A 25,206-nucleotide genomic window follows, 5' to 3' on the forward strand; every position below is an offset into this window, starting at 1 on the left:
TGACCAGAGTACAAGGACTACGAGGAGGGTCGTGCCATGGCCTGGACGAAGGCGCGCTCGACGTCGGTGGTGGCGAGGACCCCGTAGATCGCGCCGGTGTCCTCGACGACGAGGTACTCGGTGGCCGGGCTGGCGCGGAGGTGGTCGAGGAGGGGCTGGCCGGTGAGTTCGGCGGGGACGCGCATGCCGTCGGTGAGGTCCTGGGCGAGGGTGCTGACGGCGACCCAGGGGCGGCGGTGTTCGGGGACGGCGGCGATGGCGGCCTCGCGGACGATGCCGGTGGGGTCTCCGTGGCCGTCGACGACGACGAGGGCGCGGGCGCCGGCCTCGTTGGCGCGGCGGAGGGCCTCGGAGAGGGGGGTGACGGGCTCGACGGGGATGGCGCGGCGGGTGAGGCTGCGGGCCCGGAGCTCGGGGAGGTGTTCGCGGAGGCGGGCCATGCGGAGGCTGTTGCCCGCGCCGGTCCAGATGATGGCGGCGAGGATCGCGGCGAGCAGGGCGTCGGTGACGGTGTTGAGGCCGCTGATGTCGTCGGTGGAGTTGCCGAGGACGCCGGTGCGGGTGAGCAGGGGCAGTCCGACGAGGACGAGGACGGCCAGGGCGCGGCCGACCCAGGCGGCGGCGATGGTGCCGCTCATGGGCTTGCCGGTGATCTTCCAGACGACGGCGCGGAGCATCCGGCCGCCGTCGAGGGGGAGCCCGGGGAGCAGGTTGAAGATCGCGACGATGAGGTTGGAGATCATCAGGCCGGCGAGGAGGACGCCGGGGACGGTGCCGGGCTCGACGGCGTACATCGAGAGATAGAACACGCCGGCGAGGACGAGGGAGAGGAGGGGGCCGACGAAGGCGAGGACGAACTCGCGGCCGGGGGTCTCGGTCTCCTTCTCGATCTCGGAGACGCCGCCGAAGAACTGGAGCTGGATGCGGCGCACCGGGAGCTTGAAGCGGAGCGCGGCGATGGTGTGGGCCAGTTCGTGGACGAGGACGGAGGCGTAGAAGGCGACGGCGAAGAAGAGGGAGACGAGGTAGCGGGCGGCGCCGAGTTCGGGCAGGACGCGCTCGATCTGGTCGCCGAAGACCCAGGTGATGAGGGCGGCGACGAGGAACCAGCTGGGGGCGACGTAGACGGGCACGCCGAAGGGGCGGCCCATGAGGATGCCGCCGCCGGGCTCCTCGGTCCGCTGCGGCTTGGGCTCGTCCTGGTTCACGGGTTCCTTTCGTCGCGGAGGGTGACCCACGTCGGTGTGTCACGGTTCGATCATGCAGTGCGACGGGGTCCCAGGTCGATGGTATTCCGCTCGCTGTCGGTGGCGGGTCGTAGGGTCTTCGTCATGAGTACGAGCGAGCAGGTGCCGGCGGAGCCCCGGGCGCCCATGTCGTTGTCGCCGTCGCGGGCGAGCGATTTCATGCAGTGTCCGCTGCTGTACCGGTTCCGGGTGATCGACCGGCTGCCGGAGAAGCCGAGCGAGGCGGCGACGCGGGGGACGCTGGTGCACGCGGTGCTCGAGCGGCTCTTCGACGATCCGGCGGTGGAGCGGACGGCTCCGCGGGCGCGGTCGATGGTTCCGGGGCAGTGGGACCGGCTCCTCGAGTCGAAGCCGGAGCTGGGGCAGCTGTTCGCGGAGGATCCGGAGGGCGAGCGGCTCGCGGGCTGGCTGGGTGAGGCGGAGCGGCTGGTCGAGCGGTGGTTCACGCTGGAGGATCCGACGCGTCTTGAGCCCGCCGAGCGGGAGCTGTTCGTGGAGACGGAGCTGGACTCGGGGCTGCGGTTGCGCGGGGTGATCGACCGGATCGATGTGGCGCCGTCGGGTGACGTGCGGATCGTCGACTACAAGACGGGCAAGGCGCCGCGGCCGGAGTACCGGGACGGCGCGCTGTTCCAGATGACGTTCTACGCGCTGGTGGTGTGGCGGCTGAGGCAGGTGATCCCGCGGCGGCTGCAGCTGGTGTATCTGGGCAGCGGGGAGGTGCTGACGTACGACCCGGTGGAGGCGGATCTGCTGCGGGTGGAGCGGAAGCTGCTGGCGCTGTGGGAGGCGATCCGGCTGGCGACGGAGACGGGCGACTGGCGGCCGCGGCCGACGAAGCTGTGCGGCTGGTGCGATCACCAGGCGGTGTGTCCGGAGTTCGGGGGGACTCCCCCGGTCTATCCGCTGAAGATCGTTCCCGCGCGCCCGCCGGAGTCGGGCGATTCGGGGCAGGGCAGAATGGACCTGGCCCCGCCGGCGCCGTAGTGCCGGTGTACCTCGTGAGCTCAGCCCCGTGAAGGAGCCCTTGTGACGATCCGCGTCCTCTTGGTCGACGATCAGCCGCTGCTGCGCACCGGCTTCCGGATGATTCTGGAGGCGGAGCAGGACATCGCGGTGGTGGGTGAGGCCGGGGACGGTCTCCAGGCGCAGGACCAGGTGCGGGCGCTGCAGCCGGACGTGGTGCTGATGGACATCCGGATGCCGCGGATGGACGGGGTGGAGGCGACCCGGCAGATCACGGGTCCGGGCCGGGACGGTCCGGCGAAGGTGCTGGTGCTGACGACCTTCGACCTCGACGAGTACGTGGTGGAGGCGCTGCGGGCGGGGGCGAGCGGTTTCCTCCTGAAGGACGCCCCGGCGAACGAGCTGGTGCAGGCGATCCGGGTGGTGGCGGCCGGTGAGGCGATGCTGGCGCCGTCGATCACGCGCCGGCTGCTCGACAAGTACTCGGCGCATCTGCCGACGGGCGAGGAGCAGGTGCCGGACACGCTGAACACCTTGACGGACCGTGAGGTCGAGGTGCTGAAGCTGGTGGCCCGTGGCCTGTCGAACGCGGAGATCGCGGCGGACCTGTTCGTCAGCGAGACGACGGTGAAGACGCATGTGGGCCATGTGCTGACGAAGCTGGGCCTGCGGGACCGGGTGCAGGCCGCGGTGTACGCGTACGAGAGCGGTCTGGTGCGGCCGGGGGCCAACGGGCAGTAGCCCCGGCGGGTACGTCGGGAGCGGATACGGCGGGAGGGGCCCGGTGCGCGTGCTGCGTGCACCGGGCCCCTCCTGTCGTGTCGGGACGGACCTCGTCCCCGGGGCTTCGTCTCCGAGGACGGGCCTCGTGTCCGGGCCTCGTGTCCGGGGACGGGCCTCGTGTCCGGGGACGGGCCTCGTGTCCGGGGACGGGCCTCGTGTCCGGGGGCGGGTCAGCCCTTGCGGATCTCCCAGAAGCGGAAGACCGTCGAGGCGTCGAGGGTCCATTCGAGGCCCGTGACGTCCTGGCGGGCGACGGCGTACTGCTTGCCCTGCCAGAGCGGCAGGAGGGGCAGCTGCTCGGCGACGAGGTCCTGGAGCTTCCCGTACTCGTCGGCGGTGGCGGCGCGGTCCGGGGCGGCGGCGGTCTTGGGGAGGAGGCTGCCGGTGATGGTGGCGTTCTCGTAGTGGTTGCCGAGGACGTTGCCCTCGCCGAAGAACGGGGTGGTGAAGTTGTCGGCGTCGGGGTAGTCGGGGACCCAGCCCTTGACGTAGACGCCGTACTTGCCGGCCGCGATGTCCTTCTCGTACTGGTCGTAGGCGACGGACTTGACGTCGGCGTCGAAGAGACCGCTGGCGTTGAGCTGCTCGGCGATGGCCTTGAGCTCCTGGTCGGTGGACGGGCCGTAGCGGCTGGGCGTGGACCAGAGGGTGAGCTTCACCTTGGCGGTGATGCCGGCGGCGCGCAGGGCCTTCTTCGCCTTGGCCTTGTCGGGGGCGCCGTAGGTGTCGTAGAAGGCGGTGTTGTGTCCGGCGATGCCGGCCGGGACGATCGAGTACAGCGGCGTGGCCGTGGACTTGTAGACGCCTTCGACGAGGGCCTCGCGGTCGACGAGGTGGGCGATGGCCTGGCGGACGCCGAGCTTGCCGGCGACCGGGTCCTTCATGTTGAAGACGAGGTGCTGGACCTCGGCGCTGCTGCCCTGGACGACCTCGATGCCCTTGTCGTCCGTGGTGTCGGAGGTCTCGAGGGTCGCGATGTCCTCGGCGGAGAGGCCTCGGTAGGCGACGTCGACGTCTCCGTCGGTGAGTCCCTTGGCGAGGGCGGAGCGGTCGCCGCCGTAGAGCTTGAGGGTGACGGCGTCGTTCTTGCGCTGGGCGGTGCCCTTGTAGCCGGGGTTGGCGGAGAAGGTGGCCTCGGTGGCGCTGAAGGAGTCCAGCTTGTAGGGGCCGGAACCGGTGGCCTTGCCGTCGGTGCGCAGGGCGTCGGCGGGGTACTCGCGGTGGTCGACGATGGAGCCGGCACCGGAGGCGATCTTGCTGGGGAAGGTGGCGTCGGGGACCTTGAGGTGGAAGACGACGGTCTTCTCGTCCGGGGTCTCGATGCTCTTGATGGTGGCAAGCAGCGGCGCGGGGCCCGAGGGGTCGGCGATCTTGAGGGCGCGCTCGAAGGAGAACTTGACGTCCTCCGAGGTGAGCTTGTTGCCGTTGGAGAAGGTGAGGCCGTCGCGCAGGGTGCAGCTGTACACGGTGCTGCCGGTGGTGAAGCCGCACTTGTCGGCGGCCTCGGGCTCGGGCTCGGAGCCGCCCTTGGGGAAGGCCAGCAGGGACTGGAAGACGTTGTTGAACAGCAGCCACGAGCCGGGGTCGTAGCCGGCCGCCGGGTCGGTGGCGACGATCTCGTCGGACATGCCGACGCGTATGCCGTTGCCGGAGCCGCCCGAGCCGCCCTGCTCGGTGCCACAGCCGCTGAGGAGGGCGGCGGACAGACCGGCGGCGAGGGGGGCCGTCAGCCACTTGTTGTGCGTCTTCACAGAACGTGCCTCGTGATCTCTTGTCAGGCCGGCCGCGCGCGGGTGCGCGGCCGGTGTAACCGATCCAGTCGACGGGGTTATGCGGTACCGCGGCCCAGTTCCCAGAGCAGGAGGTCGGAGGACGTGTTGAGTGCGTACTCGACTCCGTTGAGGTCGTCGCGCGCGGCGACGTACTGCTTGCCCTGCCACAGCGGCAGGACGGGTACGTCCTCGGCGACGATCTTCTGGATCTGGTTGAAGACGGGGCTCGCGGCGGTGCGGTCGGCCTGGCGGCGCGAGCGCGGGATGAGCTGGTCGCGGACGACCTTGTTCACGTACGGGGTGTTGAGGAAGTTGTCGCTGTCCAGGAACGGCGCGATGTAGTTGTCCGGGTCCGGGTAGTCGGGGAACCAGCCGAGTCCGTAGACGGCGTAGTCGCCGCGCTTCTGGGCGGTGCGGAACGTCGACCACTCGGCGCCCTGGACGGTGACGTCGAAGAGCTCGCTGGAGACGAGCTGCTTCTTGAGCGCCTCGAACTCCTCGGCGGTCTCGGCGCCGTAGTGGTCGGTGGTGTAGTTCAGCGTCAGCTTGACCGGGGTCTTGACGCCGGCGTCCTTGAGGAGCTTGGCGGCACGGGCCTGGTCGGGCTCGCCGTACGTGTCGAAGAAGGGGGTGGCGTGGCCGGTGATGCTGGAGGGGATCAGCGAGTACAGCGGCTCGGCGGTGGTGCCGTAGACCCGGTTGACGAGGGCGCCGCGGTCGACGACGGCGGCCATGGCCTGGCGGACGGCCTTCTCCTGGACGGCGGGGGCCTTGGTGTTGAAGCCGAGGTAGCGGATCTCGAGGCCGGGGACCTCGATGACCTCGATGCCGTCCTTGGGGGTCTCGGTGAGGTCCTTGACCTGCTTCCGGGACAGGGAGCGGGCCATCATGTCGATGTCGTCGCTCTCCAGGGCCCGGCCCATGGTGTTCGCGTCGGCGTAGGGGCGCAGCTCGACCTTCTCGTTGCGCAGGGTGATGTCGCCCTTGTAGGCCGGGTTCTTGGTGAAGACGAAGCGGGTGGCCTTGTCGCCCTCGCGCTCGACCTTCATGGTGTACGGGCCCGAGCCGTCGACGTCGAAGCCCTCGCGGAGCTTTCCGGCCTCGTACTTGTCCTTGCTGAGGATGCCGGCGACCGGGGTGGAGAGCTTGTACGGGAAGGTGGCGTCGGGGGTCTTGAGGTGGAAGACGACCTCGTCGGTGCCCTTGGTCTCGATGGTGTCGATGTTCGAGAGGAGGGCGGCGGTGCCGTTGTCCGACTTGATCTTCAGCACGCGCTCGATGGAGAACTTGACGTCCTCGGCGGTGATCGGGCTGCCGTCGGCGAAGGTGAGTCCGGAGCGCAGCTTGCAGCGGTAGCTCTCGCTGGCCTTGTCGGAGAATCCGCAGCTCTGGGCGGCCTCGGGGACGGGCTCGCCGCTGTCGCGGGGCACGTGCATCAGGGTCTGCACGGTCTGCCGCAGGATGTTCCAGGCGCCGGTGTCGTAGGCGAAGGCCGGGTCGAGCGGCGCGGGGGCGTCCGCGGTGGCGATGAACTGGTCCGTGGTGCCGACGACGATCGCTCCGCCTTCCTCCGCACCGCCGCAGGCGGCGAGCAGGGGGGCGAGCAGTCCGGCCACGGCCGGCAGCACCAGGGTCTTGCGGTTCATCAGGGACGATCTCCTCATCCGGCACTGGGATACAGCGGTCAGTGGAACTCCGCCGCCGGCCGCCCGGTCTGGGCGGGAGCGATCGGGCCGGGTGTTGCGATCGGTCCTGTGTTCACGGCGACTTGGGTGTGCGCCGGTGCACGCGGGTTATGCGGCGAAGTACTCGCGAAAGATTAGTGGGCGGCGTCGCTATTGCCTGACCACGGGCGGCCGTGGGGGTAATCGCACAGTGATCATGAATACGGGGGTCTCGATAGTCATGCGCCGGATGATGCGGACGGTGCCGATCTAATCGGGACACAGGGGGCGCCGAAACACGCCCCAATCGGACAGGGGACGCACGAAGGCCACCCGCCGTTCGGCACTCTGCGTGACCAAGGTCACGCAGGGGCCTTTTCGGCGAATGGCCTGATCGTTTTCCCCGGGCGTTCCCCGGGGGCACCGCGGGTGCCCCCCGGTGCCCCCCGGGGTATCTCCGCGGTTTCTCCGGGCCGAAATCGCATTCCGCCCGGGGGAAGCTCAGATAAAGCTCAGATTCCGGTGATCAATGTACGGAGGAAGGGCACGTCGACCTCTTCGAGGGAGCGCACGACGACCCGGCCCGGGGAGGGCGCGATCGGGGCGACCGAGGGCACCGCGACGACCCGGCAGCCGGCCGCCTCGGCGGCCGCCACACCGGTGGCGGTGTCCTCGATGACGGCACAGAGCACGGGGTCGGCCCCGACCCCCTGGGCGGCCGCCAGGTAGGGCTCCGGGTGCGGCTTGGTCCGGACGACCTCGTCGCCCGCGACGGTGAGCGAGAAGCGGTCGCGTCCGAGCGAGTGGAGGACCTTGTCGATGATCCGCCGGTGCGAGGCGGAGACCAGTGCGGTCGGGATGGAGTGCCGGGCCAGCTCGGCGAGGAGCCGCTCGGCGCCGGGCATGAGGGGCACACCGCGCTCGATGCGCCGCTCGAACTTCTCGTTGAGCAGGACGGTCAGCTCGGCGAGGGTGATGTCGGCGCCGGTGGACTCGATGAGGTAGCCGGCGCTGCGCGTCATCGGGCCGCCGACGACGATGTCCCGCCAGGCCTCGTCCAGCCGGTGTCCGAGGTCGGCGAAGACCTCGACCTCCGCGTCCCACCAGAAGCCCTCCGTGTCGACGAGGGTCCCGTCCATGTCGAGGAAGACCGCCTGCAGGGCGGAGCTTCCGTTGGTACGGATCAGGGACGCGGGGACCGTACTGGTCATCCGGCACACCTCCATGGAGGGACGAGAAGGCCGGCCCCCCTCCCCGGTACGGGGAGGAAGACCGGCCTGCACTGGACCGACAAGTGTACGTCCGGATCACCGAAAGGGCGTGGATTTACCCCGTGGGGTCCCCCGGACACCGTCCGGGGGGTGTACCGCCGGACGGATCCCCGGGGTGTACCGCCGGGCGGATCCCGGGGGGCCGCCGGACGGAGCCCGGGGCCCGCCCGGTCACCGAGCGTTGAAGTACTTCGCCTCGGGGTGATGGATCACGATGGCGTCCGTGGACTGCTCGGGGTGGAGCTGGAACTCCTCGGAGAGGTGGACGCCGATCCGCTCCGGACGCAGCAGTTCGGCGATCTTCGCGCGGTCCTCCAGGTCGGGGCAGGCCCCGTAGCCGAGCGAGAAGCGCGCGCCGCGGTACTTGAGGTCGAACATGTCCTCGACCGCGTCCGGGTCCTCGCCGCCGAAGCCGAGCTCGGCGCGGACGCGGGCGTGCCAGTACTCGGCCATGGCCTCGGCGAGCTGGACGGAGAGGCCGTGCAGCTCCAGGTACTCGCGGTAGGAGTCGGACTCGAACAGCTTGGCGGTGGCCTCGCCGATCTTCGAGCCGACGGTGACGACCTGGAGGCCGACCACGTCGGTCTCGCCGGACTCCTCCGGGCGGAAGAAGTCCGCGAGGCAGAGGCGGCGGCCGCGGCGCTGGCGCGGGAAGGTGAAGCGGGTCCGCTCGTTGCCGGCCTCGTCGAGGATGATCAGGTCCTCGCCCTTGGAGACGCAGGGGAAGTAGCCGTAGACGACGGCCGCCTCGAGGAGGTTCTCGGTGTGCAGCTTGTCGAGCAGGCCGCGCAGCCGCGGCCGGCCCTCGCTCTCGACGAGCTCCTCGTACGTGGCGCCGCCGACGCGGGCCTGCTTGAGGCCCCACTGGCCCTTGAAGAGGGCGCCCTCGTCGAGCCAGGAGGCGTAGTCCTTGAGCGGGATGCCCTTGACGACCCGGGTGCCCCAGAACGGCGGGGTGGGGACGGGGTTGTCGACGGCGACGTCGGAACGGCCGCCCGGCTCGTCCGGCTCCTCCACCTGGAGGGCCGGCCCCCCCGGTGTCGCGGTCCGCTTGGGGACGCGGCGCTGCTTGAGCTCGGGGAGCTTGGCGCCGGGGACGCCGCGCTTGACGGCGACGAGGGCGTCCATGAGGCGGAGGCCCTCGAAGGCGTCGCGGGCGTAGCGGACCTCGCCCTGGTAGATCTCGTGGAGGTCCTGTTCGACGTAGGCCCTGGTGAGGGCGGCGCCGCCGAGGATCACGGGGTACTTGGCGGCCAGCTCGCGCTGGTTCAGCTCCTCCAGGTTCTCCTTCATGATCACGGTGGACTTCACGAGGAGGCCGGACATGCCGATCACGTCGGCGCTGTGCTCCTCCGCGGCCTCCAGGATCGCGGAGACGGGCTGCTTGATGCCGATGTTGACGACGTTGTAGCCGTTGTTGGAGAGGATGATGTCGACGAGGTTCTTGCCGATGTCGTGGACGTCGCCGCGGACGGTGGCGAGGACGATGGTGCCCTTGCCGTCGGCGTCCGTCTTCTCCATGTGCGGTTCCAGGTAGGCCACCGCGGTCTTCATGACCTCGGCGGACTGGAGCACGAACGGCAGCTGCATCTGGCCGGAGCCGAACAGCTCGCCGACCGTCTTCATGCCGTCGAGCAGGATCTCGTTGACGATCTCCAGGGCGGGGCGGATCGTCAGGGCCTCGTCGAGGTCGGCCTCAAGGCCGTTCTTCTCGCCGTCGATGATCCGCCGCTTCAGCCGCTCGTCCAGCGGCAGGGCGAGGAGCTCCTCCGTCTTGCCGGCCTTCATCGACTTGGTGTTGACGCCCTCGAAGAGGGCCATCAGCTTCTGCAGCGGGTCGTAGGCCGGTTCGTCCCCCTGCTGGGGGCGTCGCCGGTCGTAGATCAGGTCGAGCGCGGTGGTGACCTGCTCGTCGTCGAAGCGGGCGATCGGCAGGATCTTCGAGGCGTGGACGATCGCCGAGTCGAGGCCGGCCTTGACGCACTCGTCGAGGAAGACCGAGTTGAGCAGGATGCGCGCGGCCGGGTTCAGGCCGAAGGAGATGTTGGAGAGGCCCAGGGTGGTCTGGACGTCCGGGTGGCGGCGCTTCAGCTCGCGGATCGCCTCGATGGTGGCGATGCCGTCCTTGCGGGACTCCTCCTGACCGGTACAGATGGTGAAGGTCAGGGTGTCGATGAGGATGTCGGACTCGTGGATGCCCCAGTTGCCGGTGAGGTCGTCGATGAGCCGTTCGGCGATGGCGACCTTGTGCTCGGGGGTACGGGCCTGGCCCTCCTCGTCGATGGTGAGGGCGATGAGCGCGGCGCCGTGCTCCTGGGCCAGCCGGGTGACCTTGGCGAAGCGGGACTCGGGGCCGTCGCCGTCCTCGTAGTTGACGGAGTTGATGACGGCCCGGCCGCCGAGCTTCTCCAGACCTGCCTGCAGGACGTCCACCTCGGTGGAGTCGAGGACGATCGGCAGCGTGGAGGCGGTGGCGAAGCGGCCGGCGAGCTCCTGCATGTCGGCGACGCCGTCGCGGCCCACGTAGTCGACGCAGAGGTCGAGCATGTGCGCGCCCTCGCGGATCTGGTCGCGGGCCATCTCGACGCAGTCGTCCCAGCGGGCCTCCAGCATGGCCTCGCGGAACTTCTTCGAGCCGTTGGCGTTGGTGCGCTCGCCGATCGCCATGTACGCGGTGTCCTGGCGGAACGGCACGGTCTGGTAGAGCGAGGCGGCGCCGGGCTCGGGGTGCGGCTGGCGCACGCCGGGGGTGAGGTCCCGGACGCGCTCGACGACCTGGCGCAGGTGCTCGGGGGTCGTACCGCAGCAGCCGCCGATCAGGGAGAGGCCGTACTCGCGGACGAAGGTCTCCTGGGCGTCGGCGAGCTCGGCGGGGCTGAGCGGGTAGTGCGCGCCGTCGGAGGTGAGGACGGGCAGGCCGGCGTTGGGCATGCAGGAGAGCGGGATGCGCGAGTGGCGGGCGAGGTAGCGGAGGTGCTCGCTCATCTCGGCGGGGCCGGTGGCGCAGTTCAGGCCGATCATGTCGATGCCGAGCGGCTCCAGGGCCGTCAGGGCGGCGCCGATCTCGGAGCCGAGGAGCATGGTGCCGGTGGTCTCGACGGTGACGGAGACGATGAGCGGCACGTCGGCGCCGAGGGCGTCGAGGGCGCGGCGGGCGCCGATGACGGAGGCCTTGGTCTGGAGCAGGTCCTGGGTGGTCTCGACGAGCAGGGCGTCGGCGCCGCCGGCGAGGAGGCCCTCGGCGTTCTGCTGGTAGGCGTCGCGCAGCAGGGTGTACGGGGCGTGGCCGAGGGTCGGCAGCTTGGTGCCGGGGCCGATGGAGCCGAGGACCCAGCGCTGGTGTCCGGTGGAGGCGGTGAACTCGTCGGCGACCTCGCGGGCGATGCGGGCACCGGCCTCGGAGAGTTCGTGGACGCGCTCGGGGATGTCGTACTCGCCCAGGGCGGCGTGGTTGGCGCCGAAGGTGTTGGTCTCGACGCAGTCGACGCCGGCGGCGAAGTACTCCTCGTGGACCGAACGGACGATGTCGGGCCTGGTGATGTTCAGGATCTCGTTGCAGCCTTCGAGGTTCTGGAAGTCCTCGAGGGTGGGGTCCTGTGCCTGGAGCATGGTGCCCATGGCGCCGTCGGCGACGACGACTCGGCTGGCGAGTGCCTCGCGGAGGGCAGCGGCGCGGTTCCGGCTGTCTGCGGAAGGGGTCGGCAACGAGGCCATGGATGAGCTCCCTGGGATGCGACGGCTGTCGGCTTTGCACCTTCGGAGGAGGGTGCACGGGGCCAGCGTAACCGCGCTCCGGCGAGGGTGGACACGGCGTCTCGCGGGGCGGACGGCATCCTGTGTGCGGGGACTCCCGGTTCTGCCCGTTCTTGGCTGACACTGTCATGTGTAACGCAAGGTCGGCATCGACCGATAGTGTTCAGCATTGTCGAACAGCGTGAGAGGGAGAAGGGGTCGGGCGATGGCGAAGAACATCCAGTCGCTTGAACGGGCGGCGGCCATGCTGCGACTGCTCGCGGGCGGCGAGCGCCGGCTGGGCCTGTCCGACATCGCGTCCTCGCTGGGACTCGCCAAGGGCACCGCCCACGGCATCCTGCGCACGCTCCAGGCGGAGGGCTTCGTGGAGCAGGAGGCGGCCTCGGGCCGCTATCAGCTCGGTGCGGAGCTGCTGCGGCTCGGCAACAGCTATCTCGACGTGCACGAGCTGCGCGCGCGGGCGCTGGTCTGGACGGACGACCTGGCGCGGTCCAGCGGCGAGAGCGTGCACCTGGGGGTGCTGCACCAGCAGGGGGTCCTGATCGTGCACCACGTCTTCCGGCCGGACGACAGCCGCCAGGTCCTGGAGGTCGGGGCCATGCAGCCGCTGCACTCCACGGCGCTCGGCAAGGTCCTCTCGGCGTACGACCCGGTGGCGCACAGCGAGGTCCTGGAGGTCGAGCGGGAGCCGTTCACGCCCCGTACGACCACGGAGCTCGGGGAGTTCGAGTCGCTGCTCGACATGACGCGGGCCAAGGGCTGGGCGGCGGACGTGGAGGAGACCTGGGAGGGGGTCGCCTCGGTGGCGGCGCCGATCCACGACCGGCGGCGGATGCCGGTGGGCGCGGTGGCGGTGACGGGCGCCGTGGAGCGGCTGTGCCCGGCCGGGGAGCTGCGTCCCGAACTCGTCGCGGCGGTGCGGGACTGCGCCCGGGCGGTCTCCCGGGATCTGGGAGCCGGTCGGTTCTGACCCTGCGCCACCGCGCCCCCCGAGCTGAGTGAACCCGCCGGTAACGATCGCGTTATCGGCGGGTCTTTCGCTTCCCGGGGCCTTGACGTGCTGTTAACCCGGGGGCAAAACTTCCGTTCATCGGTCGGCAATGCCGAACACCTAACGGCAATACACGCTAAGGTGTGGCAGTGCCAAGGGCCGGAAACAGCCCTCACACGAGGGTGCGGACCTCCGGAGGGACCCGGAGTCCGCCGTTCCCCTGGACGAAGGACAAAGGAGTCGCGGGTGTCCAGCTCCGACATCTTCCTCGGCGAGACCATCGGTACCGCCGTTCTGATTCTGCTCGGCGGCGGCGTGTGCGCCGCTGTCACGCTCAAGGGCTCCAAGGCCCGCAACGCGGGCTGGCTCGCGATCACCTTCGGGTGGGGCTTCGCCGTCATGACGGCCGTCTACATGACGGCTTCCCTCTCGGGCGCCCATCTGAACCCCGCCGTCACGGTCGGAATCGCGATCAAGGACGGCGAGTGGGGCAACGTTCCCGTCTACATCGCCGGCCAGATGCTCGGCGCCATGATCGGCGCGGCGCTGGTCTGGGTGGCCTACTACGGCCAGTTCCAGGCGCACCTCGACGACCCCGAGGCCTCGGGCCAGAAGCCGATCGAGGGCCCCGGCCCGGTGCTCGGCATCTTCTCCACCGGCCCCGAGATCCGGAACACCTGGCAGAACCTGGCCACCGAGATCATCGGCACCGTCGTGCTCGTCCTGGCCGTGCTCACGCAGGGCCTCAACGACAGCGGCAAGGGCCTCGGCGTCATAGGCGCCCTGATCACCGCGTTCGTCGTGGTCTCCATCGGCCTCTCGCTCGGCGGCCCGACCGGCTACGCGATCAACCCGGCCCGTGACCTCGGCCCGCGCATCGTGCACGCCCTGCTCCCGCTGAAGCACAAGGGCGGCTCCGACTGGAGCTACGCCTGGATCCCGGTCGCCGGTCCGCTGATCGGTGGAGCCATCGCCGCGGGTATCTACAACATCGCGTTCGCCTGAGCCGTCCTTCTTCCAGACCTCCCTTGGAGCCAACCGTGACCGACGCACACACCTCCGGCCCGTTCATCGCGGCCATCGACCAGGGCACCACCTCCTCGCGCTGCATCGTCTTCGACAAGGACGGCCGGATCGTCTCGGTCGACCAGAAGGAGCACGAGCAGATCTTCCCGAAGCCGGGCTGGGTCGAGCACGACGCCGCCGAGATCTGGACCAACGTCCAGGAGGTCGTCGCCGGCGCCCTGACGAAGGGCGGCATCGCCGCCGCCGACGTCAAGGCCATCGGCATCACCAACCAGCGCGAGACCACGCTGCTCTGGGACAAGAACACCGGTGAGCCCGTCCACAACGCCCTCGTCTGGCAGGACACCCGCACCGACGCCCTCTGCAAGGAGCTCGGCCGCAACGTCGGCCAGGACCGCTTCCGCCGTGAGACCGGCCTGCCGCTGGCGAGCTACTTCGCCGGCCCGAAGATCCGCTGGATGCTCGACAACGTCGAGGGGCTGCGCGAGCGCGCCGAGGCCGGCGACATCCTCTTCGGCACCATGGACTCGTGGGTCATCTGGAACCTCACGGGTGGTACCGACGGCGGCGTGCACGTCACCGACGTCACCAACGCCTCGCGCACCATGCTGATGAACCTGCACACCCTGGCCTGGGACGAGAAGATCGCGGAGTCGATGGGGGTCCCCCTCAACGTCCTCCCCGAGATCCGCTCCTCCGCCGAGGTCTACGGCCACGTCAAGGACGGCGCCCTCGCCGGTGTCCCGGTCGCCTCGGCGCTCGGTGACCAGCAGGCCGCCCTGTTCGGCCAGACCTGTTTCGCCGAGGGCGAGGCCAAGTCCACGTACGGCACCGGCACCTTCATGCTGATGAACACCGGTGACAAGATCATCAACTCCTACAGCGGCCTGCTGACCACGGTCGGCTACCAGATCGGCGACCAGAAGCCGGTCTACGCCCTGGAGGGCTCGATCGCCGTCACCGGTTCGCTGGTGCAGTGGATGCGCGACCAGATGGGCCTCATCAAGTCCGCCGCCGAGATCGAGACCCTCGCGTCCTCGGTCGAGGACAACGGCGGCGCCTACTTCGTGCCGGCCTTCTCCGGCCTGTTCGCCCCGTACTGGCGCTCCGACGCCCGCGGCGTGATCGCCGGCCTCACCCGGTACGTCACCAAGGCCCACATCGCCCGCGCCGTCCTTGAGGCCACCGCCTGGCAGACCCGCGAGATCACCGACGCCATGACGAAGGACTCCGGCGTCGAGCTGACCGCGCTCAAGGTCGACGGCGGCATGACCTCCAACAACCTGCTGATGCAGACCCTCTCGGACTTCCTGGACGCGCCGGTCGTGCGTCCGATGGTCGCCGAGACCACCTGCCTCGGCGCCGCCTACGCCGCCGGCCTGGCCGTCGGCTTCTGGCCGGACACCGACGCGCTGCGCGCCAACTGGCGCCGGGCGGCGGAATGGACCCCTCGCATGGACGCCGACAGGCGTGACAGCGAGTACAAGAGCTGGCTCAAGGCCGTCGAGCGGACCATGGGCTGGATCGAGGACGAGGAGTAATTCGACATGACCACCCTGCAGAGCGTCCCTGCCCTTGGGACGCACCCGGCGTCCGGCTCCCTCCCGAGCCGCGCCGAGACCCGGGACCAGCTTTCCAAGGCGACGTACGACCTCCTGGTGATCGGCGGCGGAATCCTGGGCATCTCCACCGCCTGGCACGCCGCGCAGTCGGGCCTGCGGGTGGCCCTGGTGGACGCCGGCGACTTCGCCGGCGCCACCTCCTCCGCCTCCTCGAAGCTGCTCCACGGCGGTCTGCGCTACCTGCAGACCGGCGCGGTGAAGCTGGTCGCGGAGAACCACTTCGAGCGGCGTGCGGTCTCCCGTCAGGTGGCACCGCACCTCGCCAACCCCCTCACCTTCTACCTGCCCGTCTACAAGGGCGGCCCGCACGGCGCGGCCAAGCTCGGCGCCGGTGTCTTCGCGTACAGCGCCCTCTCGGCGTTCGGCGACGGCGTCGGACACCTGCTCTCCCCCGCCAAGGCCGCGCAGGACGTGCCGGAGCTGCGCACCGACAACCTCAAGGCCGTGGCCGTCTACGGCGACGACCAGATGAACGACGCCCGCATGGCGCTGATGACGGTCCGCGCCGCCGTCGACGCCGGCGCCACCGTCCTCAACCACGCCGAGGTCACCGGGCTGCGCTTCACCAAGGGCCGGGTCACCGGCGCCGAGCTCAAGGACCGCACCAGCGGCGACGAGTTCGGTGTCACCGCCCGCCTCGTGCTCAACGCCACCGGCCCGTGGGTCGACCACCTGCGCAGGATGGAGGACCCCAACGCGGCCCCCTCCATCCGCCTCTCCAAGGGCGCGCACCTGGTCCTCAAGCGGACCTCGCCGTGGAAGGCCGCCCTGGCCACCCCGATCGACAAGTACCGCATCACCTTCGCCCTCCCCTGGGAGGACATGCTGCTCCTCGGCACCACCGACGAGGAGTACGAGGGCGACCCCGGCCAGGTCGAGGTCACCGAGAAGGACACCGCCCAGATCCTGGACGAGGCCGCCTTCTCCATCCGCGACCAGCAGCTGTCGCGCGATCTGATCACCTACGCCTTCGCCGGTCTGCGGGTGCTCCCCGGCGGTCCCGGCGACACCTCGAAGGCCAAGCGCGAGACGGTCGTCACCGAGGGCCGCGGCGGCATGCTGTCGGTGGCCGGCGGCAAGTGGACCACCTTCCGCCACATCGGCCGTACGGTGATGAAGAAGCTGGAGCAGCTCCCCGGGCACCCGCTGGGCGAGGACTACGAGTCGGTGTCGACGCTGCCGAAGCGGCTGCCGCTGCCCGGCATCGCCAACCCGAACGCCGTCGCGCACCGGCTGCTCGTCGACGGTCCGGCGCCCGGCCCGCGGATGGCCGCCGACACCGCCAAGCACCTGGCGACCCACTACGGCTCGCTCTCCTTCGACATCGCCCGCATGGCGAACGAGAACCCGGAGCTGGCGCGCCGCATACACCCGGACGCGCCGGAGATCTGGGCGCAGGTCGCCTACGCCCGCGACCACGAGTGGGCCGAGACGGCGGACGACGTGCTGCGCCGCCGCACGACCCTGACCATCCGCGGTCTCGCGACGGACGAGATCCGCGCGGACGTCGAGAAGATGCTGAACAAGTAGCACCGGGAGTCGACTCCCGTACGCACAGGGGCGGTTCCTCTCCGGAGGGCCGCCCCTGAGGCGTGCCACACGCCGTCCACACCGCCGCAACACTCGGCGCGCAGAGTGGAGCGCATGAAATTCCAGGTGCTCTCGATCGTCCACCACTCCCCGCACCCGCTCACCGGCGAACTCCTGTCCGCCGCCGACCGGTTGGAGCAGGTCGTCACGCTCGGCGAGACGGCCGAGCGGCTCGGCTTCGACGCGTACGCCGTCGGCGAGCGGCACGCCGGCCCCTTCCTCTCCTCCGCCCCCACCGTGCTGCTCGCCGCGCTCGCCGCCCGCACCACCCGGATCAGGCTGCTCACCGGTGTCACCGTCGTCGCGATCCTCGACCCGGTCCGGGTCGCTGAGGACTACGCCACCCTCGACCAGCTCTCCCGCGGCCGGATCGAACTCGTCGTCGGCAAGGGCGCGGAGGCCGGCCACTTCGACCTCTTCGGCCTGGACGAGGAGCGGCAGTGGGACCTCCAGAAGGAGAAGTACGAGCTGCTCCGGCGGCTCTGGACGGAGGAGGGCGTGGACTGGGAGGGCGAGTTCCGGCCCGCGCTGAAGAACGTCACCACGGTCCCGCGTCCGTACGCGGGACCGCCCCGCATCTGGCACGGCTCGGCCACCAGCCTCAACTCCCCCGAGCTCGCGGCGAAGCACGGCGATCCGCTCTTCACCGCCAACGCGATCCAGCCCCGCGAGGCGTACGCGCGCCTCATCGCCCACTACCGGGAGAAGTTCGAGGAGTACGGGCACGACCCGGCGCACGCGCGCGTGGCGGCCGGTTCCGGCGGCCTGCTCATCGCCGACACCACCAAGGAGGCGATCGCCCGCTACAAGGACCTGTACGAGGCGAAGGTGCGGCAGAGCTTCAAGCCGCATCTGGAGGGCAAGGCCGGCTACAACACCCCGTTCCGCACGATCGAGGACGCCGTCGCGGACGGCCCCCAGCTGATCGGCTCCCCGCAGCGGATCATCGACAAGATCCTCGGCTACCACGCCCACTACGGGCACGACCTGCAGTCCGTCACGGTCGACACCTTCGGCCAGTCGACGGCCGAGCAGATCGAGACGCTCCAGCGCTTCGCCGAGGAGATCGCGCCGGTGGTCCGGAGGGAGGCGCCGAGCACCCTCTGGGAGGAGTGAGACCGCCGTGTGCGGAGGCGAGTTCCTGGGTAGTCGATCAAGGCCGCACGGGTTTTCGGGGATGTCCGGGGGCTGCGGACGGACCTGGAGAAAGCCGTAAGGTTGGTCCGTACGACAGGAACTTCGAAAAGGAGGCGCTGGGTGATCGAGCTCGAGGGGGTACCCGAGCTGATCGACCCGGTCATGGTGGCCGCGTTCGAAGGCTGGAACGACGCCGGCGACGCCGCCTCCACCGCGGTCGCCCATCTGGACCGGGAATGGAAGGGCGAGGTCTTCGCGGCACTCGACGCCGAGGACTACTACGACTTCCAGGTCAACCGGCCCACGGTCTTCCTGGACAACGGCGTCCGGAAGATCACCTGGCCGACGACCCGGCTCTCCGTGGTCCGGGTCGGCGGCGAGAAACCCCGTGACCTGGTGCTGGTGCGCGGGATCGAGCCCTCGATGCGCTGGCGCTCCTTCTGCAACGAGATCCTCGCCTTCGCCCACGAGCTGGGCGTGGAGATGGTCGTGATCCTGGGCGCGCTGCTCGGGGACACCCCGCACACCCGGCCGGTCCCGGTCAGCGGTGTGACCTCCGACCCGGACCTGGCGCGCACGATGGACCTGGAGGAGACCCGGTACGAGGGCCCGACGGGCATCGTGGGCATCCTCCAGGAGGCGTGCACCCACGCGGGCGTGCCGGCGGTGAGCCTGTGGGCCGCGGTGCCGCACTACGTGTCGCAGCCGCCGAACCCGAAGGCGACCCTGGCGCTGCTCAACCGGCTCGAGGACCTGATCGGGCTGCGCATCCCGCTGGGCGAGCTGCCCGAGGACGCGCGGGCCTGGCAGGTGGGCGTGGACCAGCTGGCCGCCGAGGACAGCGAGGTCGCCGAGTACGTGCAGACCCTCGAGGAGGCCCGGGACACGGCGGAGCTGCCGGAGGCCTCGGGCGAGGCGATCGCCCGCGAGTTCGAGCGGTATCTGCGGCGGCGCGAGCCGGGCACGGGTCCTGGTGGGCCCGGGGTGGCGATGGAGGGCGGCGACACGCCGTTCCTCCGGGACACCGGCAGCGGCCGTACGCGTCCTCCGAAGCCGGAGCAGCCGGGACCGGAGGCGGTCCCGGGCGCGGAGGCCGCCGGGGAGCCCGAAGGACCCGAGGGCACGGAGGGGTCCACCGGGGGATCCGCCGAGGGATCCGTCGAGAGCCCCGCGGACGGGTCGCCGGACGTCGGCGGGCCTTCGGACGCGGACGGATCGCCTGGCGCCGGCGGTTCGCCCGACGTGGACGGTTCGCCTGAAGCCGACGGTTCGCCTGACCTGGACGGTTCGCCTGACGTGGACGGCGAGTCCGAGAAGTAGCGGTTCCGCGGAGCGGAAGGAACGGGAGGGGTGCCCGAGGGCGCCCCTCCCGTTCGTGTGTCAGGTGCTCACGCGTCAGGCGCAGCCGAACCGGGCCGCCGCCCAGTCCCCGTGGTCGCCGCTCTTGGACCCGTTGGTGTCCGTGATCCGCAGCCGGACGTGCCGCGCCCCGGTCACGTCGACGTTCACGGGCAGGGTCGCGGAGGCGCCGGTGAGCCGGGGCGAGTGCCACAGGACCTTGCCGTCGGCCTCGACGGAGAAGGCCACGTCGCCGTAGCCGTTGATCTCGTCGTCGATGCCGACGTCGGCGGTGAAGGTGGTGCAGCGGCCGCCGAGGTAGACCTCGATGTCGGAGTCGGCGTGGGCGCCGATGCCCTTCTCGTAGGTCGTGCCGGCCAGGGTGAGGGTCCGGCCGTCGGCGGCGCCGGACTCGCCGTTGGAGCGGTCGCGTTCGGGCGGGCCCCAGCCGTTGGTGGAGCGCAGCCAGACGAGGTCGCTCGCCCAGGCGTCGCCGGTGGGCGGCGGGGGCATCACGCCGACCGCGAACCGCTGGGTGGCGGTGCGGTCGGTGCCCGCGGCGCGGTGCCGGGCGGTGGCGGTGAGGGTGGCCTCGCCGGGCTCGGCGTCCGGGGCGGGGGTGACGGTGACCTCGACCCGGCGGGTGGTTCCGGCCGGGACACGGTCGATCGGCGCGGCCGGGGTGACCTGCCAGCCGGCCGGGGCGGCCAGGGAGACCCGTACGTCGGTGGCGTCCCGGACGCCGGCGGTGACGTCCACGGCGACGGTGCCGGGCGCTCCGGCGCCGAGCTCCTGCGCCGTGGGGACGGCGAGGGTGGCGGAGGCGCCCGGTACGGCGCCGCCGACCGCGCTGGTGTCGCTCAGTCGCAGCTCGAAGTCGCGGGCGGTGGAGAGGGCGGCGGTCTTGACGCGGACCACTCCCCCGCGCTCGTCGCGGTCGTACCACCAGCCCTGGGAGGCCGCGTCGAAGGCGGCGCGGGAGGTGAGGGCGGGCAGCCTGCGTCCGTCGAGCCGGACGTCGCCGGGGGCGTCGCCGGTGTGGACCGTGAAGGCGTACGGCCGGGCGGCCGCCTTGCCGGTGTACGTGCCCTTGCTCGCTCCGATGCGGACGGTGACGTCGCCGGCGCCGCGCTGCGGGGCACGGACCTCGACGCGCTGGGTGGCGTACCGGCCGGTGCGGTGTTCGCGGGTGACGCCGTCGTCCTCGTACAGCTCGAAGGAAGAGCTGCCCTTGGGGTAGACGTCCCAGGCGATCGGGTCGCCGGGGGCGCGGTCCGTGTACGAGCGGATGTCGCCGGGCCACATCGGGACGGTCGCCCCGGCCCGTACGAAGAGGGGCAGGGTGTCGAGCGGGGCGCTGTAGTCGTCGACGGTGACGGGGCCTTCGTAGGTGCGGCCGCTCCAGTAGTCGATCCAGGTGCCCTTGGGGAGGTAGATGCCGTCGCGTTCCACGGCGTCCTGGTAGACGGGGGCGACCAGGAAGTCCTCGCCGCTGAGGAACTCGTACTTGGCGGCGTCGGTGGCGGCCTTGGGGTCGTCCGGGTACTCCAGGGCGAGCGGCCGGGCGAGGCCGACACCGGTCTTCGTGGCCTGGTGGGCGTGGCTGTAGATGTACGGGAGCAGGGCCTCGTGGAGCTTCAGGGAGGCGCGGTTGATGCTGGTGTAGGGCTCGCCGTAGCGGAAGGGCTGCTTGTCGCTGGCGGCCCAGCCGTCCATGGTCATGGTGACCGGAAGGAAGGTCTTCCACTGCAGGTCGCGCGTGTAGGTCTTGGCGCTGCCGCCGAAGATGCCGTCGACGTCACCGGTGGTGTAGGCGAGTCCGGACATGGACGCGCCCGCGTAGGTCGGGATCTGCCAGCGGATGTACTCCCAGGTGCCGGACTGGTCGCCGGACCACTGGACGCCGCAGCGCTGGGCGCCGGACCAGCTCTCGGGGGCCCAGGTGAAGCCGCGGGCGTCGCTGTGGGCCTCGATGCCGGCGTGGGCGTCCTTGCAGCCGTCGAGGGCGAACTTGTAGCCCTCGCCGACCCAGGCGACGTCGAGCTTGGCGACCCGCTGGCCGGCCTTGACCTGCTCTTCGAGCTTGTCGATGCCGTCCTCGGTCCACAGGCCGAGCTTCATGCCGCGCTCGCCGAGTCCGGCGGAGGCCTCGGCGAGGTTCTCGTAGCCGCAGCCGTAGCCGTCGTTGACGAGCATCCAGCCGTTGGGCATGTCGTTCTCGACGTAGCCGTCGGCGACCTTCAGGGCGTCGAGGGTGCGGCGCTCGCCCCGGTTGGCGTTGTGGAGGTAGCAGTCGGCGTCGCCGATCTCCAGGCCGTACACGGGCGGCAGGAAGGGCTTGCCGGTGAGCCGGGTGTACTGGCCGATGACGTCCTTGGCGGCGTCGCCGCCGGTGCCGGCGAAGTAGTAGGCGTCGAAGCGCCGTTCCTTGGCGCTGGTGGTGACGGGCTCGGTGAAGGCGTAGGTGTTGCGGTAGACGCCGTATCCGGCGGAGGAGAGGTAGAACGGGACGGAGTTGGGGTGGCCGCCGTCGTTCCAGTTGTAGTCGACGCCGACCTCGACGGTCTTGTCGCGGTGGGAGGTGTTGCCGCGGCCGTTCTGCATGCCGGCGCCGTAGAACTGTTCGGTGGCGCCGCGGGCGAGGGTCTGGGTGGTGCGGTCCGCGGTCCAGCTGAGGCCGCGGGACTCGCTCCAGAGCGGGGTGCCGTCGGCGCGCAGGGCGGCGAAGCGGAGCGGTGACTTGTAGGCGCGCAGGGTCACCTTGGCGCTGCTCAGTTCGTAGCGGTCGCCCAGGTCGCGCCATCGGGTGGCAGGGGGCGGGCCCTGGGGCAGCGTGATGTCGCTGCCGGTGGGGTCGGCGAACGTGCCGTCGGGGGCGAGTTCGATGCGGAAGGTGTCGGCGGTGACGAAGCTGACCCGGGCCCGGGCCTGGCCGGCGGTCAGCCGGTAGACGGATCCGGAGGCGGCGAACCCGGTGAGGTCGCCGACCGTGGTGTCGGGTTCCTGTGCCGTGGTGTCGGCCTTGTCGGCGCGGTCCGTGGGGAGGGCCGACGCGGTGGTGCCGGGTCCCGCGAGGGCCGCGAGGAGCCCGAGGACGGCTCCGGCAAGTGCAACTTTCATGCGTGATGATGATTGCATGGAGGTTATTTAGCGCAGGAACGAGCATTCCCGCCAGGACAAAACGGAACCGCCCTCGGACTTCGGCGAGAAGTCCAAGGGCGGTTGCCTGAAAGAGAGTTGTGCGGTCCTGCTCGTTACAGGGCCACACCGAGCAGTGCGTCGACAGCTCGGGAGACGAGACCGGGTGCGGAATCGTCGGTGCCGCCCTCGGCCGCCTGGAGCTCGGCCCAGCGGTCGACCGCGGCGAGCGCGGTGGGTGTGTCGAGGTCGTCGGAGAGGGCCTCGCGGAGCTCCTCGACGAGCGCGTCGGCGGACGGGCCGTCGGGGCGCGACACGGCGGCGCGCCACCGGCCGAGGCGCTCCACGGCGTCCCTGAGGATCTGGTCGGTCCACTCCCAGTCGTCGCGGTAGCGGTGGGAGAGCAGCGCGAGCCGGATGGCGGCCGGGTCGACGCCGTCGCGGCGGAGCTTCGAGACGAAGACCAGGTTTCCCCGGGACTTGGACATCTTCTCGCCGTCGAGGGCGACCATGCCGGCGTGGACGTACGCCTTCGCCATGGGGAACTCGCCGGTGAGCGTCTGGGCGTGGGAGGCGCCCATCTCGTGGTGCGGGAAGATCAGGTCGGAGCCGCCGCCCTGCACGTCGAAGCCCATGCCCAGGTGGTCGAGGGCGATGGCGACACACTCGATGTGCCAGCCGGGGCGGCCGGCGCCGAGGCTCGCGCCGTCCCAGCTCGGCTCGCCCTCACGGGCGGCCATCCAGAGCATCGGGTCGAGCGGGTTCTTCTTGCCCGGACGGTCCGGGTCCCCGCCGCGCTCGGCGGAGAGGTGGCGCATCAGCTCGGTGGTGTAGTTCGAGACCTGCCCGAAGTGCGGGTCGGCGTCGACGGAGAAGTAGATGTCTCCTTCGAGCTCGTAGGCGGCTCCGGAGTCCCGGAGGCGCTCGACGAGCGGGACGATGCCGGGTATGGCTTCGACCGCGCCGATGTAGTGCTGCGGGGGCAGCATCCGCAGGGCGGTCATGTCCTCGCGGAAGAGGGCGGTCTCCCGCTCGGCGAGGCCGACCCAGTCGATGCCGTCGCGGATCGCGCGCTCCAGGAGCGGGTCGTCCACGTCCGTGACGTTCTGGACGTAGTGCACCTGCCGCTTGGTGTCGAGCCACACGCGCTGAACGAGGTCGAACGCGTTGTAGGTCGCCGCGTGACCCATGTGGGTCGCGTCGTACGGCGTGATGCCGCAGACGTAGATACGGGCGACGGGGCCGGGGGCGAGGGTCACTCGTCCGCCGGTCGCGGTGTCGTGGATCCGGAGGTCGCGGCCCTTGCCGGGAAGGGCGGGGACCTCAGAAGCGGGCCAGGCATGCATGACCCGAGCGTAACCGGACAGGTGTTCCGGATACGAACCGGATCCGGGATCTTGACCTATTAGGCGCTCTTGCGGGTCGGAGGCCTGCGTGCATACCCCCCAGGGGTGCACGGCCCCGAGAGGCCGTGCACAGGGGATGGCCGAAACCTTTCGGTCCCGTCAGACGGGCGGCCAGGGGATCGCCGGCCACTGGCCCGAGGGCTCCGGGTGCCGCCCCGTGGCCCGCATCGCCTCCACGCGGGCGCGTACGGCCGCCACCTCGGCATCCGTGAGCAGTTCCGCCAGACGGGCGGCGAGCGGCTCTCCGGGGGCCAGGGAGCGGCCGAGGGCGTCGAGCACCCCGGCCGCCTCCGCGGGCAGCTCCTCGCCCGCCCAGCCCCACAGGAGGGTGCGCAGCTTGTCGTCGACGTGGAAGGTGACCCCGTGGTCGATGCCGTAGAGCTGTCCGCCCGGGGCGGGCAGCAGGTGGCCTCCCTTGCGGTCGCCGTTGTTGATGACGGCGTCCAGGACGGCGAGCCGCCGCAGGTCGGGGGTGTCCGCGTGGACGAGGAGCGCGGTGCGGTCCTCGTCGACCTGGGCGGGACCGACGGCCTTCCAGCCCTCGCCCGCCTCGTCGTCATCGGTCAGGGCGAGCAGACGCGTCTCGGGATCGGCCTCGATCCACAGCTGGACCATGCCCTCCCCGTACGGACCGTCGCGGAGCACGGTCGGCGGGACCAGGCCCCAGCCGGTGGCCTCGGAGATCTCGTACGCGGCGACCTCCCGCTGGGCGAGCGTGCCGTCGGGGAAGTCCCACAGCGGCTGCTCCCCCGCGACCGGCTTGTAGACGCAGGCCGCTTCCCGTCCTTCGTACGCGACGGAGCAGTAGAGCACGGCGTTGGAGGCCTCGCGGACCCGGCCGCGCACGGTCAGCTCACCGTGGGCGAGCAGCTCGGCGTCGGGCGGCGTCGGGGGGCTGCTGCTCATGCTCCGCGGCGGTATCCGTTCTGGCGCGGGCAGACATGGCCCTCGGGGTCGAGCGGCAGGCTGCACAGCGGGCACGGCGGACGACCGGCGTTGACGACGTCCAGGGCCCGCTTCGCGAAGGCACGGGCCTGGGCGCCGCTGAGACGGACCCGGAGCATCGGCGGGCCGTTCTCCTCGTCCTGGAGCAGCCGCTCCTCGGCCTCGGCGAGGTCCTCCTCGGACTCCACGTCGAGTTCGACGAGCGCCTGCGCCTCGACGATCATGCGCTGCTCCTCGCCGTCCCAGGCGAGCGCCATGGTGCCGACCCGGAACTCCTCCTCGACGGGTACGTCGAGGGGGGCGGTGTCGGCGACCTCGGCGGGTGCGACGGCGGGCACCGGGGCGTTGCCCCCGGTGCGGCGGACGACCTCGTCGAGGAGTTCGTCCATGCGCTCGGCGAGCGCGGCGACCTGGGTCTTCTCCAGGGCGACGCTGGTGACCCGGCCGGCGGCGGACGCCTGGAGGAAGAACGTACGGCGGCCAGGCAGCCCGACCGTACCGGCCACGAAACGCTCCGGTGGGTCGTAGAGGAACACCTGACGGGACACGTTTCCCGG

Annotated in this window: 17 protein-coding genes; 8 read left to right on the top strand and 9 right to left on the bottom strand. The window is 70.8% G+C overall.

Features of this window, described 5'->3' with window-relative positions; translation table 11 throughout:
* Positions 1 to 17: 17 nt before the first annotated feature.
* The gene (locus ACFQ79_RS26435; protein WP_383587865.1) at positions 18 to 1,151 is read right to left on the bottom strand and encodes a site-2 protease family protein; all 1,134 of its coding nucleotides are present in this window, start codon (positions 1,149 to 1,151) and stop codon (positions 18 to 20) included.
* A 180-nt stretch (positions 1,152 to 1,331) separates the two neighbouring features.
* Between ACFQ79_RS26435 and ACFQ79_RS26440 the strand changes: the two genes are divergently transcribed.
* Both ACFQ79_RS26440 and ACFQ79_RS26445 read left to right on the top strand, forming a co-directional pair.
* Complete coding sequence (locus ACFQ79_RS26440; protein WP_383587819.1) at positions 1,332 to 2,234, top strand: RecB family exonuclease; 903 nt, start codon at positions 1,332 to 1,334, stop codon at positions 2,232 to 2,234.
* Positions 2,235 to 2,276: 42 nt separating this feature from the next.
* A complete protein-coding gene (locus tag ACFQ79_RS26445) occupies positions 2,277 to 2,954 on the top strand; it encodes a response regulator transcription factor (RefSeq protein WP_073915076.1) in 678 nt (225 codons plus the stop codon).
* A gap of 212 nt (positions 2,955 to 3,166) precedes the next feature.
* On the opposite strand, the gene ACFQ79_RS26450 is transcribed toward ACFQ79_RS26445, so the two are convergent.
* The 4 genes from ACFQ79_RS26450 to metH form a co-directional block, all read right to left on the bottom strand.
* Complete coding sequence (locus tag ACFQ79_RS26450; protein WP_383587822.1) at positions 3,167 to 4,747, bottom strand: ABC transporter substrate-binding protein; 1,581 nt, start codon at positions 4,745 to 4,747, stop codon at positions 3,167 to 3,169.
* A gap of 77 nt (positions 4,748 to 4,824) precedes the next feature.
* Positions 4,825 to 6,414 (bottom strand): ABC transporter substrate-binding protein, encoded by a 1,590-nt coding sequence (locus tag ACFQ79_RS26455; RefSeq protein WP_383587825.1) that lies wholly within the window; start codon positions 6,412 to 6,414, stop codon positions 4,825 to 4,827.
* A 530-nt stretch (positions 6,415 to 6,944) separates the two neighbouring features.
* Positions 6,945 to 7,643 (bottom strand): HAD family hydrolase, encoded by a 699-nt coding sequence (locus tag ACFQ79_RS26460; protein WP_383587828.1) that lies wholly within the window; start codon positions 7,641 to 7,643, stop codon positions 6,945 to 6,947.
* Between the two features lie 231 nt (positions 7,644 to 7,874).
* Positions 7,875 to 11,417, bottom strand: coding sequence for a methionine synthase (gene metH, locus ACFQ79_RS26465; RefSeq protein ID WP_383587831.1), 3,543 nt, complete (start codon positions 11,415 to 11,417; stop codon positions 7,875 to 7,877).
* Positions 11,418 to 11,661: 244 nt separating this feature from the next.
* Between metH and ACFQ79_RS26470 the strand changes: the two genes are divergently transcribed.
* From ACFQ79_RS26470 to ACFQ79_RS26495, 6 genes are all read left to right on the top strand, one after another.
* The gene (locus ACFQ79_RS26470) at positions 11,662 to 12,426 is read left to right on the top strand and encodes an IclR family transcriptional regulator (RefSeq protein WP_319318387.1); all 765 of its coding nucleotides are present in this window, start codon (positions 11,662 to 11,664) and stop codon (positions 12,424 to 12,426) included.
* A gap of 267 nt (positions 12,427 to 12,693) precedes the next feature.
* The gene (locus ACFQ79_RS26475) at positions 12,694 to 13,452 is read left to right on the top strand and encodes an MIP/aquaporin family protein (protein WP_383587835.1); all 759 of its coding nucleotides are present in this window, start codon (positions 12,694 to 12,696) and stop codon (positions 13,450 to 13,452) included.
* Between the two features lie 35 nt (positions 13,453 to 13,487).
* Positions 13,488 to 15,014 (top strand): glycerol kinase GlpK, encoded by a 1,527-nt coding sequence (gene glpK, locus ACFQ79_RS26480; RefSeq protein WP_073915098.1) that lies wholly within the window; start codon positions 13,488 to 13,490, stop codon positions 15,012 to 15,014.
* Positions 15,015 to 15,020: 6 nt separating this feature from the next.
* Positions 15,021 to 16,625, top strand: coding sequence for a glycerol-3-phosphate dehydrogenase/oxidase (locus ACFQ79_RS26485; RefSeq protein WP_209493957.1), 1,605 nt, complete (start codon positions 15,021 to 15,023; stop codon positions 16,623 to 16,625).
* 114 nt (positions 16,626 to 16,739) lie between these two features.
* On the top strand, positions 16,740 to 17,801 hold the full coding sequence (locus ACFQ79_RS26490; protein WP_383587838.1) for an LLM class flavin-dependent oxidoreductase: 1,062 nt from the start codon (positions 16,740 to 16,742) through the stop codon (positions 17,799 to 17,801).
* A gap of 141 nt (positions 17,802 to 17,942) precedes the next feature.
* Entirely contained in the window at positions 17,943 to 19,142 is a 1,200-nt protein-coding gene (locus ACFQ79_RS26495; RefSeq protein WP_383587841.1) for a PAC2 family protein, read from the top strand.
* A gap of 75 nt (positions 19,143 to 19,217) precedes the next feature.
* On the opposite strand, the gene ACFQ79_RS26500 is transcribed toward ACFQ79_RS26495, so the two are convergent.
* The 4 genes from ACFQ79_RS26500 to ACFQ79_RS26515 form a co-directional block, all read right to left on the bottom strand.
* Entirely contained in the window at positions 19,218 to 22,298 is a 3,081-nt protein-coding gene (locus tag ACFQ79_RS26500) for an NPCBM/NEW2 domain-containing protein (RefSeq protein ID WP_383587845.1), read from the bottom strand.
* Between the two features lie 116 nt (positions 22,299 to 22,414).
* Positions 22,415 to 23,644, bottom strand: a complete 1,230-nt coding sequence (gene mshC, locus ACFQ79_RS26505; protein WP_383587848.1) for a cysteine--1-D-myo-inosityl 2-amino-2-deoxy-alpha-D-glucopyranoside ligase — start codon at positions 23,642 to 23,644, stop codon at positions 22,415 to 22,417.
* A gap of 159 nt (positions 23,645 to 23,803) precedes the next feature.
* Positions 23,804 to 24,643, bottom strand: coding sequence for an SCO1664 family protein (locus ACFQ79_RS26510; RefSeq protein ID WP_383587868.1), 840 nt, complete (start codon positions 24,641 to 24,643; stop codon positions 23,804 to 23,806).
* Positions 24,607 to 25,197: a DUF3090 domain-containing protein gene (locus ACFQ79_RS26515; RefSeq protein WP_030315944.1), complete on the bottom strand. Its 591-nt coding sequence runs from the start codon at positions 25,195 to 25,197 to the stop codon at positions 24,607 to 24,609. The genes ACFQ79_RS26510 and ACFQ79_RS26515 overlap by 37 nt, the downstream gene beginning before the upstream one ends.
* Between the last annotated feature and the right edge of the window lie 9 nt (positions 25,198 to 25,206).

This window comes from Streptomyces sp. NPDC056480, assembly GCF_042795405.1.
In the GTDB taxonomy this organism is placed as follows: domain Bacteria; phylum Actinomycetota; class Actinomycetes; order Streptomycetales; family Streptomycetaceae; genus Streptomyces.